The following is a 15529-nucleotide window of genomic DNA, read 5'->3' on the forward strand; positions in this document are numbered from 1 at the left end:
TACAGTCCCCACGACCGACCACCGGGCACCGCCACGCTGAGGGCGCCGATGGTGGGCCACCCCCCGGAATGACCCCGGCCCCCGGGTCGTTACACAGGGTCCCGGCGCCACGAGCCCCCCGCTCGCAGGTCGCCGACCCGACGCCCTGATGGGCGTCACCCCAGAGACTTTTCCCCTTGTATGTGCAGCGCCGGACGAGGTGCTCACACCCCGCCGCCGCCCCCCTTTGGCGGTCGGGGTGTCCTACCCCCGAAGGAGCTACCCCCATGAACACGATCATGCGTAAGAGCGTGCTGTCCGTTGCTGGTCTCGCGTTCGCCGGTGGTGTCTTCGCCGGCCCGATCGCCCACGTGGCCAACCCGGTCGACGCCAAGCCCGTCGCCGTTGCGGTGCAGGCCGACAAGCCCGACACCAGCAAGCTCATCCCGCACGGCACCCAGGGCGAGCAGTCCCGGATCGCCCTCAACGACGAGCAGACCGCGAACGTGAAGGCGATCATCGCCGCGACGAAGAAGGCCGGTCTGCCGGAGCGGGCCGCGGTGATCTCGATCGCGACGAGCCTGCAGGAGTCGAAGCTGGAGAACCTCGGCCACCTGGGCGATATGAACGATCACGACTCGCTGGGTCTGTTCCAGCAGCGCCCGAGCTCGGGTTGGGGCACGCCGGAGCAGATTACTGACCCGGCCTACTCGACGATGGCGTTCCTCAAGGGTTTGAAGCAGGTCGACGGGTGGCAGGACATGCCGCTGACCGACGCCGCGCAGACCGTGCAGGTGTCGGCCTACCCGGACGCCTACGCCCAGTGGGAGCAGCAGGCCGCCGACCTGGTTGGCCAGTACTGGAACAGCTGACCCGTACAACAGCACCACCGCACGACACCGACCGCTGGCCGGCACCCCCAACCCCGGGTGCCGGCCAGCGGCCTTTCTGCTCTGGCCGGTCGCCGTTCAGCGCCGAGTGATCCGATCGGTTGGTCTTTACGTACCACCGGGCGGGGACCGGCGGAGGGACACAGGCATGGCCGCAGTGGGGTACGGCGCGGATCGCGAACCGGAGTCAGAGCCAGCACAGTCCGGTGAGTCAGCACAGTCCGGTGAGCCGGCACCACGACGGTTGTCAGCCGGTGCTCGTCTGTTGGTGGCCGCTGCCGCCGTCGTGCTGCTCCTGGGCGCGGCGGCGGTGACCGTGATCGTTGCCGCTCCCGACCACCTCGGCATGACCTACTCCAGCCAGCCCGATGGCACTCGCCCCGATGGCACTCGCCCCGATGGCACTCGCCCGATGGCACTCCCCCCGGGGACGGCGGCCGCCCGGGGGGCGTCGCTGACCCGGACGCGGCTGAGGGTCGCCGCGGTGGTGCGGGTGCCGCTGCCGAGCACCTGTTGACAGCGCCGTTGGCGGGTTGGCGGAAGGGCACCTTCGTGCTCGCGGATGGGCTGTCCTCGTTCGAGCTGCGGGTGGCCGAGTTGGGCGATGACCTGTACCGGATCAGTATCCCGGCCGGCTCGGGTGTGGCGGGCCGACCGGCGGTGCGGGGGGAGACCGTGCGGCTCGACCTCGTGGGGTCCGGGACGCGCGGGCCACGGGCCGTGCGGGTGTTGCTCAACGAGCGGGTCGCCTGGCGTCTCCACCTCGTTGGCGGGGTGAGTAGTCAGGTGTTGGATCTGACCCGGGCCCGGCTGCTGGGCGTGGAACTCGCCGGGGGTTCCAGCCGTACCGAGATTCTTCTGCCACCGATCACCGCCGCTGGCCCCGGCAACCCCACCGGCCCGCGCGCAGACCAGCCCGCCGGCACCCTGACCGTACGCCTCACCGGTGGGACCAGCCAGCTCGACGTCCGGGTCCCGGAGGAGACTCCGGTACGGGTTCGGGCGGGAGTCGGTGCCGGCTCAGTGGTGGTACGCGGCGACCGTTGGGATGGGGTGGCCGCGGGCTCGGTGCTGGGTACGCCGGATTGGGACCGGTCGGCGGAACGCCTGTACCTGGACCTGGTCGCCGGTGCCAACAGTGTTCTGGTCTCCTCCAGCAACCGGTGAACCCGCGCCGGGTCAGCGCGCGCCCGGTCGGCCCACCCTGACAACCACTGGCCGGTGAACCACGCCCGCCCTGGCCAGAAGCGTCGTGGTCGTGAGTGGGCGTGCGCGTACAGTCGGGCGGTGGAGCGTACTGAATCGATGCTGGCGCAGACCCGACCGCCTGGCGTGGCCGACGTCGATCCCGGCAGTGTGTTGTTGCCCGGCCACGACGTGCCGTTGGGTCGGTACACCACGGTGCGGCGGCTGCTTCCGCAGCGCGCCCGCCGGATGGTCGGCGCGTGGTGTTTCGTGGATCATTTTGGCCCGGACGATGTGGCGCAGCGGCCCGGTATGGAGGTGCCGCCGCACCCGCACACCGGGCTGCAGACGGTGACGTGGCTGCTGGACGGGGAGATTCTGCACCGGGACAGCCTCGGCAACGTGCAGCCGATCGTGCCCGGCCAACTGAACGTGATGACCTCCGGGAACGGTATCGCCCACTCGGAGCGCTCACCGGCGACCCATCCGCCGGTGATGCACGGTGTGCAGCTCTGGGTGGCGCTGCCGGATCCGGCGCGGGCCGGAGCGGCCGATTTCGCCCACCACGCCGACCTGCCGCGTTGGCGCGACGGCGACCTGGACGTCACGGTGCTGGTGGGCGGGTTCGCCGGGGAGCGGTCACCGGCGGTGGTGCACACCCCGCTGGTGGGGGTCCAACTGGAGCTGCGCGGTGAGGCGCCGGCGACGATGGTGTTGCGGCCGGATTTCGAGTACGCCGTGCTGGCGATGTCCGGATCCGCGGAGGCGGCCGGGGTCGGGTTCGAGCCGGGGGCGCTGCTGTATCTGGGCTCGGGCCGCCGGGAGTTGACAGTGCGGGGCGGGGCCGGGGCCCGGTTGCTGCTGCTGGGCGGTACGCCGTTCGAGGAGCCGTTGGTGATGTGGTGGAACTTCGTCGGCCGGTCACACGAGGAGATCGCCGCTGCCCGGGAGGACTGGATGGCCGGCGACGGGCGCTTCGGTGTGGTCGCCGACGATGCGGCGCCGCCGCTGCCGGCGCCGGCCCTGCCCACGACCCGCCTCAAGGCCCGCGACCGCACCGGCGGCCTGCACGACTGACGACACCGGCGCGCGCGGCCCGGTGTGTGGCAGTTGGCGGCGCGGGTAGTCGCCGGCATGGCGACCAGTTTGATCACTCCGGTGGAGGACCGTAAACGTCTGGCGCGCCGGCTCGCCGGTAGCGGGCGAGGCTTCGCCGAGCAGTACGGGTTCCGGGTGACCAACAACCCGGCGAGCCTGTTCCAGGTGCTGTACCTGTCGGTGTTGCTGGCCCGTCGTGGTGATTTCCGGCGGGCGTTGGACGGGGCGCGGGCGGTGCGCGACGAGGGGTGGGACAGCGCGGCCCGGCTGGCGCGTTCGTTGCACGAGGATCGGGTCCGGGTGCTGCGCGCCAGCGGCCAGCGCGGTGACGTGGACGCGCTGGCCGCGGTGCTGGGTGACCTGGCTCGGGCGGTGGTCGAGCGGTACCGGGGTGATCTGCGCCGGCTGCGGGCGGTGGCGCACCACGACCCGGTCCGGGAGCGGGCGCTGCTGGCCGAGCTTCCGGGCGTGGACGATCAGGTTGTCGTTCTGTTTCTCCGCGAGGCGCAGGCGTTGTGGCGGGAGGTGGCCCCGGTCGCCGATCGGCGGGCGCTGACCGCCGCCCGGCGGCTCGGGCTGGGGAGGTCGGCGGACGACCTGGCCGGCCTTGCCACTGGCGAGTCCGAGCAGTTGGCCTGGCTGGTGGGGGCGTTGGCCCGGGTCGACCTGGAGCATCGGTACGCGGAGGTGACCGGTCGGCCGTGACGTGCCCTGGCCCACACTTCCCCAAATTCTGACCAAACGGAGGATGTTCTGCCGTATGGTTGGACCCGGCAGTGCTGGCCGCTCGGTTCGAGCGGCCCTCCACCGCCTGGTGACCGCGACCGGTTCGGATGCGGTTCACCGCCTGGGCAGGCTTGCGTGGCGCCCTGGGTCGCGGTTCGTGACCAGGGGCGCCCGCCTGTCCCGGCCCTTCGATCGGCCCCGCCCCGTGTCATGCTCCGGGGGACCAGGCAGCCGGTGTCGTCAGCGCGCCAGACCCGCCAGCAGGTTCACCGTCACGGCGATGATGAACGCGCCGAACAGGTACGACACCATCGAGTGGCGCAGCACCGTTCGACGCATCTCGTTGCTGGTCAGGTTGGTGTCGGAGACCTGGAACGTCGTCCCGATGGTGAACGCGACGTACGCGAAGTCGGAGTAGCGCGGCGGTTCGGGCTGGTTGAAGTTCACTCCGCCGTCCGGGCCGGTGTAGTAGATCCGGGCGTACCGGGCGGCGAACACGGTGTGCACCACGAACCAGGAGAGCACCACGCTGAGCACGCCCAGGCTGCTGTGCAGCTCCCGGGCCGTCCCGGGGGGCGCGCTCTGCGCGCTGGCCACGACCAACCCGACGGCCAGCAGGCTGGCCAGGCAGGCGACGAGCAGCAGGGCGTCCCGGATCGCCCGGTTGGGGTCCTCGTGGACGGCGAGTTGGGCGGTCCGCTCGGCGTCCATCGGCCAGATTTTGTGCCAGACCAGCACGAGCCAGCTCAGCGCGCCAACGTCCCAGCCGGCCAGCGCGGCGAGCGGCAGGGGCAGCAGCAGCGCGAAGACGCAGCCGGCGATGACGCCGACCACCGCCACGACGGCGAGCTGCTTCGCAGCCGGGAAACGCACGTCCGCTGGCCGGTCGGGGCCGGTCTGGGTCATTCGGGACGCTCCCGGGCCAGGGCGGTGGGCGTCACAGCTGGGTCAGATGCCGCGCAGGTGCTGCGAGACCCGGTTGTGCTTCTTGTCCCGGGCCTGTTCGGCCCGCTGGGCGGGGCCGACCTCGGGTGCCGCCTCGATCCCAGCCGAGCGGGCCACCTCGGTCCCGTTGGCGTAGTCGACCGGCGGGAGGGCGCGCAGCGCCTTCAACACGTCCGGCGGGGCACCCTCCCGTTCGGCCTCGCGGACCACGTCGTCCTTCTCGGCCGGGTAGTCCAGGCTCGACAGGTACTGCAGGACGTCGGCGTAGCTCGCCATGGCGTGGGCTCCCTCGGGCATCGATGTGGTGACGACCGGCGGCGGTTACCCGCCCGCCGGCCGGTCACGCCCGCCCGGCGCAGGAAACCGGCACCGTTTCTCCTCGGCCGCCGCGGGTACCCGCTGACGCCGACGCGAGCCAAGGGAGTACGCGATGAACTACGACACCTTCATCGACCAGGTTTCCCAGCGCACCGCCACGTCGTCCGAGCGTGCGGTCGAGCTGACCCGGGCCGTGTTGGAGACGTTCGCCGAGCGGTTGACCGGCGGTGAGGTGCTGGACCTGGCCGCCCAGTTGCCCCAGCCGCTGCAACTCGTGCTGAAGCCGAGCCCGAGCACCGAGCAGGCGGACCGGTTCGGCGCCGCGGAGTTCGTCGCCCGGGTCGCGTTGCGCGCCGGTGTGCAGGAGCCCGCCGCCGAGGACGCCAGTCGAGCGGTCTTCACCACTCTGCGCGAGGCGATCACCGGCGGTGAGTTCGATGACGTGGCGACCCAACTGCCACGTGACTATCGGGGCCTGGTCGAGCAGGCGATGGCCCCGGGCGCGACGTTGCGCCGTGGTTGACACAGCGCTGGTACGGGCACACAGCGGTTTACCAGGGCAACCATCGATGTCCCGCTTGGCGTGGCGATTCCGCCTGGCCTAACCTTGTCGTGCGAGGGGAGTACTTCCCACGAACCATTCCGGTCAGTACGGCGCGCCCGGCGCGCCTCGGGTGGTTGCCCATCAGGTGGTGGGTGAAGGAGACCTCGAACATGACGGTGTTCGAGGAGACCCCACATGAGCCAAGTGTCGTATCTGTCCGCCGCCAGTGACCTGTCGTCGGTGGGCACGCCCACGCTGTGGGCGGTCACCATCATCGGGGTCCTCCTGCTGTTGGTGCTGGACTTCCTGGTCACCCGTCGTCCGCACGAGGTGTCCATGCGGGAGGCCATCGGCTGGTCGGCGTTCTACATAGCGCTGCCGCTGGCGTTCGGTGGCTGGATCTGGTCCCGATTCGGCTCCCAGCAGGGCGTCGAGTACCTGACCGGCTACCTGGTGGAAAAGTCGCTCTCGGTCGACAACCTCTTCGTCTTCATGTTGCTGTTGGCGGCGTTCGCGGTGCCGGCGGTGCTCGCCCAGCGGGTGCTGCTCTACGGCATCGCCGGCGCGCTGGTGCTGCGGGCCGTCTTCATCGCCCTCGGCGCGGCGGCGTTGCAGACCCTCGACTTCGCCTTCCTGCTCTTCGCGATCATCCTCATCGCCACCGCGGTGAAGCTGCTGCGCGATGCCATGTCCGGGCATCAGCAGGAAGTCGACATCAACAAGATGCGGTCGGTGAAGCTGCTGCGCAAGGTCATGCCGGTGGTCGACGACTACCACGGCACCAAGATGACCATCCGGCAGGGCGCGAAGCGCGCACTCACACCGTTCGCCCTTGTGGTGGTAGCGGTGCTGGCCACCGACATCGTCTTCGCTGTCGACTCGGTGCCGGCCGTCTACGGCATCACCGAGGACCCGTACCTGGTGTTCGCCACCAACGCGTTCGCCCTGCTCGGCCTGCGGGCGCTCTACTTCGTCCTGCACGCGGCGCTGAGCCGGCTGGTGCACCTCAGCTACGGCCTGGCCATCATCCTGGCGTTCATCGGCCTCAAGCTCGGTCTGCACTGGGCGCACGGCATCTGGGACAGTGTGCCGCAGATCCCCACACTGGCCTCGCTCGGCGTGATCATCGGTGTGCTGGTGGTGGTCACGATGACCAGCCTGCGCGCCACCCGGGGCGGCAACCTGCCCGAGGACCGCACCGTCGTCGCGGAGCGGCACTGACCGCGCCGCGCCGGCTGACGACGGGGTACGCGGGAAAGCTCCCGCCTCCACCAGCGCGGGTGGTACGACTGTGCAATGGGAATCGTGTCACCGGGCTTTCAGGGTCGGCCCCGAACGCAGGAGCCGGCCCTGCCCCCCGGCCAGTATCTGACCGAGGACTTTCCGGTGCTCTCGGCCGGCCCGACACCCCGGGTGTCACTGGACACCTGGGAGTTCGTCATCTCCGCCGAGAACGGCAGCGAGCACCGGTGGTCGTGGCAGGAGCTGATGGCCCTGCCGCAGGAGACGCCGATGGTGGACATCCACTGCGTCACCCGCTGGTCCAAGCTCGGCACCAACTGGCAGGGCGTCTCACTGGACACTCTGCTCGCCGACGTCGACACGGGGGCGCACTTCGCGCTGGCGCACTCCTACGGCGGGTACACCACCAACCTGCCGCTCGACGACCTGCGCGGCGGCCAGGCCTGGGTGGTGCACACCTTCGACGGCGCACCGCTGCCCGCTGAGCACGGCGGGCCGGCGCGACTGCTGGTGCCGCACCTGTACTTCTGGAAGTCCGCCAAGTGGGTGCGCGGCCTCCGGCTCAAGACGATGGACGAGCCAGGGTTCTGGGAGACCGCCGGGTACCACGACTACGGCGACCCGTGGCGCGAACAGCGGTACCAGGGTGACTGAGCGCGCCGTGGCGACGAGCACCCAGCGCCGTACGCCCAACCGGTGGCAGGTCGGCCGGCTGGTGGAGCGGCGGGTGGAGACTCCGACCGCGCAGACCCTGGTGCTGGAGGTGCCGGACTGGCCGGGGCACCTGGCCGGGCAGCACGTCGACCTGCGACTCACCGCCCCGGACGGCTACCAGGCGGCCCGGTCGTACTCGATCGCCGGGCCGGCCGTGGACGGGCCCGGGGGCCCGCGCATCGAGGTGACAGTGCAGCGGGTGCCCGACGGCGAGGTGTCCCCGTACCTCATTGATGTCTTTGGCGCCGGCGACCCGGTGGAGGTCCGCGGACCGCTCGGTGGCTGGTTCATCTGGCGGTCCGAGGAGACCGCGCCGGTGCAGCTGGTCGCCGGCGGTTCCGGCGTCGTGCCGCTGATGGCGATGATCCGGGCGCGGCGGGCGGTGGGCAGCAAGGCGCCGTTCCGGCTGATCTACTCGGTGCGCACCCCCGGCGACGTGATCTACGCCGACGAGCTGCGCCGCCGGGTCCGCGACGACTTCGGGCTGGACGTCGCGTACGTCTACACCCGTGAGGCGCCCGAGGGTTGGCGCGGTGAGCCGCACCGGATCGGGCTGGCCGACGTCAACACGCACGGGTGGCCACCGGACCTGGAACCCCTCACCTACGTCTGTGGCCCTACCGCGTTCGTGGAGACCGTTGCCGACCTGCTGGTGGGGCTCGGTCACCCGTCGCGTCGGGTCAAGACCGAACGCTTCGGCCCCACCGGCTGACCACCGCTCACTCACGCAGTGTTCGAGGAGATTCGATGACCGAGATGTCGTACCTGGACGGCAACATGCTCGACGGCCCGATGCGTGAGCTGTTCACCGTCGACCTGAGCAGCGCGATGGGCCGCTGCGAGAACTGCGGGACGACCGGGTCGATGGCCAGCCTGCACGTCTACTCGCACGCCCCGGGCCTCGTCGCCCGCTGCCCCACCTGCGAGGAGGTGATGGTGCGCCTGGTGCGCGGGCCGGACCGGGCCTGGCTGGACATGCGCGGCACCACGTTCCTCCAGGTGCCGATGCCGATGGAGCAGACGTTCCCCGGCCCACTCTGACGGAACGCTCGCCCGGCTGAGGCACGATGGCCTGATGAGCGCCGGTCGATGGGGTGGTGTGCCGCTCGCGGTCCGGTGCGTGGTGGCCTTCGCCGTGCTGGTCTTCGCCTACGGCACCGCGGTGCACGTGGTGCAGTTGCTCCTGCCTCAGTTCGGGCCGCAGCTCGCCCTGCCCGGGTGGCTGACGTTCTACTTCACGTCCCTGACCGTGTGGGATCCGTTGGCGGCGTTGCTGTTGGCCGCTCGCCGGGTGCAGGGGCTCGTGCTGGGCTGCGCGGTGCTGGTGACGGACGCGGCCGCGAACGGGTACGCCAACTACGTGCTGGACCCGGCGGCCGGCGTCACCCCGGGCCGGATCGGGCAGGCCGTCATCACCGGCCTCGCCGTCGGTCTCGTCGCGCTCAGCCCGTGGCTCGCACCGTGGTTCATCGGCTCTCGCAGTCGAAGCGGCAGGCCGGTTCAGACTCGGAGGAGATCGTGGGCCCGGGCGAGGTCGTCGGCCCAGGGCGATCCGTAGTCACGTTCCCACGCGCGGTGCAGGCGGTCGCGGGTCGCCTCCCGGCGTATCCAGTCGTCGATGGCGCTCGGCTTCTGCTTGGCGAAGTTGAGCCCGCCGACCATCTCGGCCAGGTGACGGTCCGCCGACGAGGTGAGCGTGGCGTCCCAGACGTCGAGGAATCGTTCGACGCGCTCGCCGGCCGCGCGAGCCGCGTCGAGGAAGGTCGCCGGATCGGTGAACGACCCGAGCCGCGGCGGGTGGTCGGCCAGCAACGACCGCCACACCACGTCGAGGTAGGCGTCGATGGCCTGCTGCTCGACGCGCGGCCAGGTACGCCACTCCTGATAGGGGAGTTTGCCCAGGACGATGGCCGGGTCGAGGTCGTCGGAGGCGAGCAGGCGCTCAAGGAGGACGGGGAGCAGGGCCTTCACGTCGGCACGATCGCCGACCGTGCTGCCGAGGCTGATGGTCAGTGAGAACAGGTCGTGCTCGTCGACCGGCACGGAGCCCTTGCAGTGCGGGCACCCGTCGAGCACCGGGCGGCGTGGGTAACGGCCGAACGCGTCCCGTACGCCCGCCAGGGCCGCCCTCAGCTCGTTCTCCACCGGTCGATTCTCGCATCGACTACTCACTGCGCGGTGCCCGCGAGCAGCCACCGCCGGACCGGGATCTCCAACAGCACCCGCTCGCTGTCCGGGTTGACCTGCCTGCCGACGTCCCAGCCGTCGTACTTGCTCGCGAACGCCTCGACGACGGTGCTGGGGAACCCGACCCGGTGCACGCGGGCGGCGCCTTCGGCCACCACTGGCGCGTTGCCGCTCTCCAGTGCCACTGACACCCGTGGGTCGGCCACGACGTTGCGGGCCTTGACGCTGCGGCTCTCACAACCGACCCAGAACGTCGCGGAGAGGTAGACGAACCAGACCGGTGTCAGGTGCGGGGATCCGTCGCGCCGCACCGTGCACAGCCAGACGTTCGACTCGTCGGTCAGTCGTACCTCGACGTCGGCTGGCGGGTTCGAGAGGGCGTGGCTCACCGGACCAGTGGATCACGACGCCGCACGTCCCGACGACGACCTTCCACCTGTTGCGCGGTACCGGCCCGAGCGGCCCGTGCGGGCAATTCTCAACCGGACGCGGACCCGATCCGGCAGGCGCCGGTCCCTCGCTGGGGCTGGGGTGTCGCCCCGCCCTACCGGGGATGACCCGCATCCCGCCGAACGACCTGCACCGCCTCGGCGTACCTCACCGCTCGACCGGAAACTCGGGTGCGGTCGACCTGGCACACCCCTAGGCTCCCGCTCCGACGGCTGCCACGGCGTCCGGTCCGATGGGAGATGAGCACAGCGATGACTGCACACCTGTTCGCGATCACCTTCGACGCGAGCGAGCCTCTGCGGCTCGCGCGGTTCTGGTCCGGGCTGCTGGGGCGGGAGATCGTCGACGATCCACACGACGGCGTCCTGCTCCTACCCGCCGACGACAACGGGTACCACATCCGCTTCGCCCCTGACCAGCAGCCGAAGGTCGTCCAGAACCGGATGCACTTCGACCTGACCAGCAGTTCGCTGGAGGACCAGCGGCAGACGGTGGCCAGGGCACTGGAACTCGGTGCGCGGCACGCCGACATCGGGCAGGGCCCCGAGATCGATCACGTGGTGCTCGCCGACCCCGAGGGCAACGAGTTCGACGTCATCGCGCCGGGCAACAACTTCCTCGCCGGCTGCGGCTTCGTCGGCGCGCTGGCCTGCGACGGATCGCAGCAGGTCGGGTACTTCTGGAGCCAGGCGCTCGGGTGGCCGCTGGTCTGGGACCAGGACGAGGAGACCGCGATCCAGTCACCGAACGGCGGCACGAAGATCTCCTGGGGCGGTCCGCCGTACATGCCGAACGGCGGACGGGACCGGGTGCGGTTCGACCTCGCCCCGGCTGTCGACGGCGATTGGCAGGCCGAGGTCGACCGTCTGCTCTCGCTCGGGGCGACCCGAATCGACACCCACCAGGACCGGGCGGGCCGACTGGCACTGGCCGACCCCGATGGTCAGGAGTTCGGCCTGCTGACGTCCCGCTGAGCCGACCGACGCCCACCCACCCGGCGGCCGGTTGGACAACTGCGGCACCCGTCGGTCAGAGTGATCCGCCGTGAGATACCTGCGTACCGGTGGTCCCGCCGCGATCCGGCGGCCCCGGCCCACCGACTCCGACGAGTTCGTCGCCGCCGCGCGGCGCAGTCGAGACCTGCACCACCCGTGGTTGGCCGCGCCGGCAAGCCCGCAGGAGTACGAGCTGTATCTGCGCCGGATCCGTCGCCGCGACAGTGCCGGGTACCTGATCTGCGATCGCGCCAGCGGCGAGATCGCCGGTTACGTGAACATCAGCGGGATCGTGCTCGGCGCGCTGCGTGGCGGCTACCTGGGGTACGCGGCGTTCCTGCCCTTCAGCGGGACCGGGCACGCCTCAGCGGGCGTCGCCCTGGTGATCGACCACGCGTTCACCTCGGTCGGGTTGCACCGGCTGGAGGCGAACATCCAACCGGGCAACGAGCCGTCGCGGCGGGTGGCCCGCAAGCTCGGTTTCCGGTTGGAGGGCTTCTCCCCGGACTACCTGTTCATCGACGGCGCCTGGCGCGACCACGAACGCTGGGCGATCACCGCACCGACCCTCGGCTGACCGGCGGCCCGGCGCGGCCGGGTTGACGGCAGACCGGCACTGCGGCAAGCGTTCCCCGGACGTCGGGGACTTTCACCCAGACCGGGTGATGACGCTCCGCACCCTACTTCCTACGGTGGGTGCATGGCTGCCGTGCGTGCGACCCCTGCCAGCCCCTTCCCCGGCCTGTCCGTCGCGGATCCGGACAGCGGTGACCAGCGGGCGATCCCCCCGGAATTGGGCCCCAACTCCATCGCGGTGCTCAGCGGGCCCACATTTCTCTACTCCAACGCCCAGGGGGATGTGCCGCCGGGCAGCATCGGCGGGCTTGTCCACCTTGACACTCGCCTGCTCAGCGGCTGGACGTTGACCGTCAACGGCAGCGAACTGCTGGTGCTGCGCTCCGAGACCATCGAGCACTACTCCGCGCAGTACACGCTCACCAACCCCGAACTGCCGGGGCTACCGCCGAACAGCCTGGGCCTGCGGCGGCTGCGCTACATCAGCGACGGCTTGCACGAGCGCCTGGAACTGGTCTCGTTCCAACTGGAGCAGGCCCGGGTGGAGCTGCGGCTGGCCGTCGACGCCGACTTCGCCGACCTGTTCGAGGTCAAGTCGACGGTTCGGGACCGCTCCGCCGAGATCAGCCGCAACCACGCCACCGACGGGTCCGAGTTGTGTTTCTCCTACCGGCGCGGCGACTTCTCCGCGCAGACCCGGGTGTGCTGTGCGTTACCGGCGGACCGGGTCGAGGGTGACGACCTGATCTGGGACCTGAACCTGGGTCCCCGGGAGGTCTGGAAGGTGGACCTGCACGTGCCGCTGCCGCATGGCTTGGGGGTGGTCGAGCCGGTGCGCGGCGACATCGCGGACGTCTTCCACGGCCGCGCCGACGACCCGCTGCGCCGGTGGACCGAGGACCGGGCGGTGTTGCGCAGCGACAGCATGCCGTTGGAGCGCACCATACGCCAGTCCCGTGACGACCTGTCCTCGCTGCGGCTCGACCTGGAGGTCAAGGGTCAGCAGATCATGCTGCCCGGTGCTGGGCTGCCCTGGTTCCTCACCGTCTTCGGACGGGACACCCTCATCACCGCGTACCAGACGTTGGTCGCCGGGCCGGCCCTGGCGAAGGGCGCCCTGCTCGCGCTGGCTCGGCTGCAGGGCGAGACCTGCGACGACTTCACCGACGAGGAGCCCGGCAAGATTCTGCACGAGGTCCGCAGCGGTGAGCTGACCCGCTCCGGCGAAAAACCGTACGGGCCCTACTACGGCAGCGCCGACGCCACCCAACTCTGGCTGATCCTGCTCTCCGAGTACTGGCGCTGGACCGGCGACGACGAAACGGTGCGGCAACTGCGGGACAACGCGTTGGCCGCGGTGCGCTGGATCGACGAGTACGGCGACCGGGACGGCGACGGCTACGTCGAGTACGCCACCCGCTCGCCCGAGGGGCTGGGCAACCAGTGCTGGCGCGACTCCCCGGACGGGGTCTGTTTCGCCGACGGCCGGATCCCCGTGCTCCCGCTGGCCACCTGCGACCTACAGGGCTACACCTACGACGCGAAGATGCGGCTGGCCGAGTTGTTCGACGGGCCGTTGGACGACCCGACGTTGGCGCGCCGGCTGCGCGACCAGGCCACCACCCTGTACGAGCGGTTCAACCAGGACTTCTGGATCGAGGAGCGGGGTGGCTACTACGCTGTCGCCCTGGACGGCGACAAGAACCGCGTCGATTCCAAGACCTCGAACATGGGTCACCTGCTGTGGAGCGGGATCGTGCCGCCGGAGCGGGCCGACGCTGTGGTGCGACAACTCATGTCGTCGGAGATGTTCTCCGGTTGGGGCATCCGCACCCTGTCCCGGGAGGAACGACCCTACAACGCCCTCGGCTACCACCTCGGCACGGTCTGGCCGCACGACAACTCGATCGCCGCGCTCGGCCTGGCCCGGTACGGCTACCGGGCCGAGTCGAACCGGATCAGTCTGGCGATGATCGAGGCGGCCGAGCAGTTCGGCTACCGGCTGCCGGAGGCGCTCAGCGGGTTCGATCGGGAGCGACTGCTCTTCGCCGTGCCGTTCCCGACCGCGTGCAGCCCGCAGGCCTGGGCGGCCGGAACGCCGCTGGCCCTGATCCGCGCCATGCTCGGCATCAACCCGGTCGACGGCCGGCTGGTCCTCGATCCGGACGTCCCGGAGGAGCTGGGCCGGATCACCGCCGGGCGGGTGCGGGCATTCGGCCAGCAGTGGGAGGTGGAGGCGGTGGGCCGCAGCGGCCACGTCCGGCTCCAGCCGAGCTGACCGCGGCTGGCGGGCCGGACGTTTGTTCGGGGCTTCGACGGGAAACGGCCCGCAATGACGAAACCTCGTGTGGTGATCGTGGGGGCCGGGTTCGCCGGTTACCACGCGGCGAAGACGTTGAGCCGGATCGCCCGGGACCGGGCCGAGATCGTGGTGCTGAACTCCACCGACTACTTCCTGTACCTGCCGCTGCTGCCCGAGGTGGCGGCCGGGGTGGTCGAGCCCAAACGGATCGCCGTGCCGCTGACCGGGACGCTCAAGGGCGTACGGGTGGTGGTCGGCGAGGCGGACCACGTCGACCTGCAGAACCGCTGGGTCGGTTTCACCCAGGCCGAGGGGGAGAAGAACCGGCTGGCGTACGACCGGCTGGTGCTCGCCGTGGGCAGCGTCAACAAGCTGCTGCCCATCCCGGGGGTGACCGAGTACGCGCACGGCTTCCGCGGCCTGCCCGAAGCCGTCTACCTGCATGATCACATCGTTCGGCAGTTGGAGTTGGCCGAGCAGGCCGAGGACCCGGCCGAGCAGCAGGCCCGGTCCACGTTCGTGGTGGTCGGGGCGGGCTACACCGGCACCGAGGTCGCGGCACACGGGCAGTTGTTCACCGACGCGTTGCACGCCCAGCGGCCCCGGCTCACCGTCCGGCCCCGCTGGATGCTGCTCGACGTGGCGTCCCGGGTGCTGCCGGAGTTGGACAAGCGGATGTCGGACACCTCGCACAAGGTGCTCAACCGGCGTGGGGTGGACGTGCGGATGGGCACCTCGGTGGCCGAGGCGACGTGCGACGGGGTGAAGCTCACCGACGGCGAGTACGTGCCGACCTGCACCCTGGTGTGGTGCGTGGGTGTGCGCCCCGACCCGTTCGTCAACGAGCTGGGCCTGCGGACCGACCGGGGGCGACTGGTCACCGACGAGTTCCTCAACGTTCCCGGCTATCCGGAGGTGTTCGCCTGCGGTGACGCCGCCGCCGTGCCCGACCTGGTCAACCCGGGGAAGGTGTGCGGGATGACCGCCCAGCACGCGCAGCGGCAGGGCAAGCGCGCGGCGTACAACATCGCCGCGTCGTACGGTTTCGGCCGGCGTAAGCCGTACAAGCACCACGACCTGGGCTGGGTCGTCGACCTGGGTGGCAAGGACGCGGCGGCGAACCCGTTGCAGGTCAACCTGGCCGGGTTGCCGGCCAAGGCGGTCACCCGGGCGTACCACCTGATGGCGATGCCGGGAAACCGGACGCGGGTCAGCGCCGACTGGGCGCTGGACGCCGCGTTGACCCGGTCCGCTGTCCAGTTGGGGCTGGTGCCGGCGAACGCGGTGCCGTTGGAGAGCACCACGCCCGAGGTCGCGACCCGGTCCCGCTGAGCGGGCCCTCGGCCCAGGTCCTCGGGGGCGGCAGGGCGGGCCCCGA

At 70.7% G+C, this 15529-nt stretch carries 19 protein-coding genes; 15 read left to right on the forward strand and 4 right to left on the reverse strand.

Annotation, left to right across the window (positions count from 1 at the left end; genetic code table 11):
• Nucleotides 1-266 precede the first annotated feature (266 nt).
• The 5 genes from AB0B94_RS10660 to AB0B94_RS10680 all read left to right on the forward strand — a co-directional run bounded on the left by AB0B94_RS10660 (nt 267) and on the right by AB0B94_RS10680 (nt 3857).
• Complete coding sequence (locus AB0B94_RS10660; protein WP_357271307.1) at nt 267-851, forward strand: hypothetical protein; 585 nt, start codon at nt 267-269, stop codon at nt 849-851.
• A 166-nt stretch (nt 852-1017) separates the two neighbouring features.
• Nucleotides 1018-1386: a hypothetical protein gene (locus tag AB0B94_RS10665; protein ID WP_357271310.1), complete on the forward strand. Its 369-nt coding sequence runs from the start codon at nt 1018-1020 to the stop codon at nt 1384-1386.
• Entirely contained in the window at nt 1383-2036 is a 654-nt protein-coding gene (locus AB0B94_RS10670; protein WP_357271312.1) for a hypothetical protein, read from the forward strand. The genes AB0B94_RS10665 and AB0B94_RS10670 overlap by 4 nt, the downstream gene beginning before the upstream one ends.
• A 120-nt stretch (nt 2037-2156) precedes the next feature.
• Nucleotides 2157-3131 carry a pirin family protein gene (locus AB0B94_RS10675; protein ID WP_357271315.1) on the forward strand — a complete coding sequence of 325 codons (975 nt, stop codon included), beginning with the start codon at nt 2157-2159 and terminating at the stop codon, nt 3129-3131.
• Nucleotides 3132-3188: 57 nt separating this feature from the next.
• Nucleotides 3189-3857 (forward strand): hypothetical protein, encoded by a 669-nt coding sequence (locus AB0B94_RS10680; protein WP_357271318.1) that lies wholly within the window; start codon nt 3189-3191, stop codon nt 3855-3857.
• Between the two features lie 261 nt (nt 3858-4118).
• Here the strand turns inward: AB0B94_RS10680 and AB0B94_RS10685 are convergent, their stop codons facing one another.
• Together AB0B94_RS10685 and AB0B94_RS10690 are read right to left on the reverse strand one after the other, a co-directional pair.
• Nucleotides 4119-4784, reverse strand: a complete 666-nt coding sequence (locus AB0B94_RS10685) for a DUF1345 domain-containing protein (protein WP_357271321.1) — start codon at nt 4782-4784, stop codon at nt 4119-4121.
• 42 nt (nt 4785-4826) lie between these two features.
• Nucleotides 4827-5099: a DUF2795 domain-containing protein gene (locus AB0B94_RS10690; protein ID WP_030332551.1), complete on the reverse strand. Its 273-nt coding sequence runs from the start codon at nt 5097-5099 to the stop codon at nt 4827-4829.
• Between the two features lie 154 nt (nt 5100-5253).
• Here AB0B94_RS10690 and AB0B94_RS10695 point away from each other — a divergent pair, with 154 nt between their 5' ends.
• The 6 genes from AB0B94_RS10695 to AB0B94_RS10720 all read left to right on the forward strand — a co-directional run bounded on the left by AB0B94_RS10695 (nt 5254) and on the right by AB0B94_RS10720 (nt 9199).
• Complete coding sequence (locus AB0B94_RS10695) at nt 5254-5664, forward strand: DUF2267 domain-containing protein (RefSeq protein WP_357271324.1); 411 nt, start codon at nt 5254-5256, stop codon at nt 5662-5664.
• Nucleotides 5665-5880: 216 nt separating this feature from the next.
• The gene (locus AB0B94_RS10700; protein ID WP_357271327.1) at nt 5881-6906 is read left to right on the forward strand and encodes a TerC/Alx family metal homeostasis membrane protein; all 1026 of its coding nucleotides are present in this window, start codon (nt 5881-5883) and stop codon (nt 6904-6906) included.
• 75 nt (nt 6907-6981) lie between these two features.
• Entirely contained in the window at nt 6982-7581 is a 600-nt protein-coding gene (locus AB0B94_RS10705; protein WP_091408112.1) for a sulfite oxidase-like oxidoreductase, read from the forward strand.
• Nucleotides 7582-7588: 7 nt separating this feature from the next.
• On the forward strand, nt 7589-8353 hold the full coding sequence (locus AB0B94_RS10710) for a ferredoxin reductase (RefSeq protein WP_357273818.1): 765 nt from the start codon (nt 7589-7591) through the stop codon (nt 8351-8353).
• 35 nt (nt 8354-8388) lie between these two features.
• Nucleotides 8389-8682, forward strand: a complete 294-nt coding sequence (locus AB0B94_RS10715; RefSeq protein WP_238666790.1) for a DUF6510 family protein — start codon at nt 8389-8391, stop codon at nt 8680-8682.
• 34 nt (nt 8683-8716) lie between these two features.
• Nucleotides 8717-9199, forward strand: a complete 483-nt coding sequence (locus AB0B94_RS10720) for a hypothetical protein (protein ID WP_357271332.1) — start codon at nt 8717-8719, stop codon at nt 9197-9199.
• On the opposite strand, the gene AB0B94_RS10725 is transcribed toward AB0B94_RS10720, so the two are convergent.
• The gene (locus tag AB0B94_RS10725; protein WP_357271334.1) at nt 9142-9786 is read right to left on the reverse strand and encodes a hypothetical protein; all 645 of its coding nucleotides are present in this window, start codon (nt 9784-9786) and stop codon (nt 9142-9144) included. The genes AB0B94_RS10720 and AB0B94_RS10725 overlap by 58 nt on opposite strands.
• Nucleotides 9787-9809: 23 nt before the next feature.
• Complete coding sequence (locus tag AB0B94_RS10730) at nt 9810-10217, reverse strand: pyridoxamine 5'-phosphate oxidase family protein (RefSeq protein ID WP_357271337.1); 408 nt, start codon at nt 10215-10217, stop codon at nt 9810-9812.
• A gap of 312 nt (nt 10218-10529) precedes the next feature.
• Here AB0B94_RS10730 and AB0B94_RS10735 point away from each other — a divergent pair, with 312 nt between their 5' ends.
• The 4 genes from AB0B94_RS10735 to AB0B94_RS10750 all read left to right on the forward strand — a co-directional run bounded on the left by AB0B94_RS10735 (nt 10530) and on the right by AB0B94_RS10750 (nt 15483).
• A complete protein-coding gene (locus tag AB0B94_RS10735; RefSeq protein ID WP_357271340.1) occupies nt 10530-11252 on the forward strand; it encodes a VOC family protein in 723 nt (240 codons plus the stop codon).
• A 70-nt stretch (nt 11253-11322) separates the two neighbouring features.
• Nucleotides 11323-11850 carry a GNAT family protein gene (locus AB0B94_RS10740; protein ID WP_357271343.1) on the forward strand — a complete coding sequence of 176 codons (528 nt, stop codon included), beginning with the start codon at nt 11323-11325 and terminating at the stop codon, nt 11848-11850.
• 123 nt (nt 11851-11973) lie between these two features.
• Complete coding sequence (locus tag AB0B94_RS10745; protein ID WP_357271346.1) at nt 11974-14127, forward strand: glycogen debranching N-terminal domain-containing protein; 2154 nt, start codon at nt 11974-11976, stop codon at nt 14125-14127.
• A gap of 54 nt (nt 14128-14181) precedes the next feature.
• Complete coding sequence (locus AB0B94_RS10750; protein WP_238666780.1) at nt 14182-15483, forward strand: NAD(P)/FAD-dependent oxidoreductase; 1302 nt, start codon at nt 14182-14184, stop codon at nt 15481-15483.
• Nucleotides 15484-15529 lie beyond the last annotated feature (46 nt).

The organism is Micromonospora sp. NPDC048986, from assembly GCF_040649335.1.
Classification (GTDB): Bacteria; Actinomycetota; Actinomycetes; order Mycobacteriales; family Micromonosporaceae; genus Micromonospora; species Micromonospora alfalfae.